The sequence below is a fragment of the Moorena sp. SIO3B2 genome (genome assembly GCF_010692525.1).
GTDB classification, from domain to species: Bacteria; Cyanobacteriota; Cyanobacteriia; order Cyanobacteriales; family Coleofasciculaceae; genus Moorena; species Moorena producens.
Window position 1 is genome coordinate 1 of the sequence record NZ_JAAHHE010000767.1, and the last position, 1,860, is coordinate 1,860.

Here is a 1,860-nt window from a genome sequence, read left to right on the forward strand (position 1 = left end):
TTCCGCTGATACCTAGAGGCATACCATCGGAGAAAGAACCTTGTCCGATTGGGTAGATCAAGAATACGGCGCTAGCAGCTGCAACCGGTGCGCTGTAAGCGACGCAGATCCAAGGACGCATACCTAAACGGTAGCTAAGTTCCCACTCACGACCCATGTAGGCAAATACACCAATCAGGAAGTGGAACACTACCAACTGGTAAGGACCACCGTTGTAAAGCCACTCATCGAGAGAAGCAGCTTCCCAGATTGGGTAGAAGTGTAAGCCAATGGCGTTAGAAGAAGGAACAACAGCACCAGAGATGATGTTGTTTCCGTACATCAGGGAGCCAGCAACGGGCTCGCGGATACCATCGATGTCCACAGGAGGAGCAGCGATGAAAGCAATGATGAAGCAGGTGGTAGCAGCTAGCAAAGTTGGGATCATTAATACACCAAACCAACCTACATAGAGGCGGTTGTTGGTGGAGGTGACCCAATTGCAGAACTGAGACCACACAGAGGTGTTGCTCTGCTGTAATACAGTAGTCATGTTCTTATGATTGCGGGTATGAATATGAAGTTATCGAGGTTCGTCCGGCTTGTTTGCGCCTTCATGTATTTATATTAAGCAATATACTAAGTTTTGTAAAGGGTTTTCGGAGTAATTTCCCCTCAGGTTATTAAATAATGTAAATAAGTAAAAGTTATATTAAGTAAAGCTTGACAAATAAAGATTAATGTTATAAAGGAAGAATAGGTAAACCAAAATAGCGATCGCATACAAAATAGCGATCGCGAAGCGTGACCAAAGGTCAATCGCATAAAAGTAAAGGCGCTCCATTGAACGCCTCTATATATAGAGCCTGAGATATAGAGCCTGAGCCTGGTTCTTGCCCTAAGTCGTAACTTAGAAAGCTACTTACGACTCAGCACTCAACACTTAGCACTTAAAAAACATCAACCAGGAGGCCACTTCATTTGGCGTTGACCCAAGATGTGCAAATGAAGGTGATCAACCGTTTGACCACCATCAGCACCATTATTAATCACCAGTCGATAGCCATTGGTCAAACCGACTTGGTCAGCAACTTGCTTAGCAGTTAACAGCAGGTGTCCCATCAGGGCTTGATCTTCCGACTCAGCTGCTGCCAGTTGAGGAATGGGCTTCTTGGGAATTACCAGAATATGAACTGGTGCCTGAGGGTTAATATCCTTGAAAGCAAGGGCTAAATCGTCTTCATAAACAATATCCGCTGGGATTTCTCGGCGGATAATCTTGCTAAAGATGGTTTCGCTCATAGCAGCTGCCAATACTATGTTTACTAGATCAGATGCAATTGTGACACAAAATGTCAGGTAGCTATAGCATTGTTATTTGAGTTGTGAACATAGTCGCGCTTGGGAAAGGCAAGAGGCATGCTAGCATGCCTCTTGCCTATTGCCTTTTGCCTTGTTAAAACACATTGAAAATACGTTTTAGCTTAATCCTTACCATCAGCCCCTACACTTATAGCGAGGGGCTAATGCCCTCAATCTAATGTTCCATTCGTATGGGTGGAGTCATCATAATCGGTCCTGTTCTAGGAAAAGGTATGGGCCCGGTTTTAGGAAAAGGTCTGGGCCGTGGATCTTCAAAAACAGGAGGTGTTGGTTGGGGTATTGGGCGTGGACATTTGGGAAAAGGTTCTGGGTGTTCGGGCATGGGAACTGCCGTAGGTGCTTGACACAGAATGTATGGTGTTTGGGGAGTCGGACCACATCCACCCTGAACCATAGTATCTTGCTGATCTAGATCATTGAGAAAGGTTTCCTCATCGGATAACAACTCAAAACCGATGGGTAACTCAGAAATTTCCATTATTAGTTTTCCTCCATAGG

General features: G+C 44.9%; 4 protein-coding genes. All 4 read right to left on the reverse strand.

Features of this window, described 5'->3' with window-relative positions; all coding sequences use genetic code 11:
* On the reverse strand, positions 1–532 hold a 532-nt coding region (locus F6K38_RS40820), incomplete at its 3' end, for a photosynthetic reaction center family protein (protein ID WP_502709603.1).
* A gap of 159 nt (positions 533–691) precedes the next feature.
* A complete protein-coding gene (locus tag F6K38_RS40825) occupies positions 692–823 on the reverse strand; it encodes a hypothetical protein (protein ID WP_287250879.1) in 132 nt (43 codons plus the stop codon).
* Positions 824–939: 116 nt separating this feature from the next.
* Positions 940–1,281, reverse strand: coding sequence for a histidine triad nucleotide-binding protein (locus F6K38_RS40830; RefSeq protein ID WP_131827409.1), 342 nt, complete (start codon positions 1,279–1,281; stop codon positions 940–942).
* A 235-nt stretch (positions 1,282–1,516) separates the two neighbouring features.
* A partial coding sequence (locus tag F6K38_RS40835) for a hypothetical protein (protein ID WP_287360535.1) occupies positions 1,517–1,860 on the reverse strand: 344 nt, incomplete at its 5' end.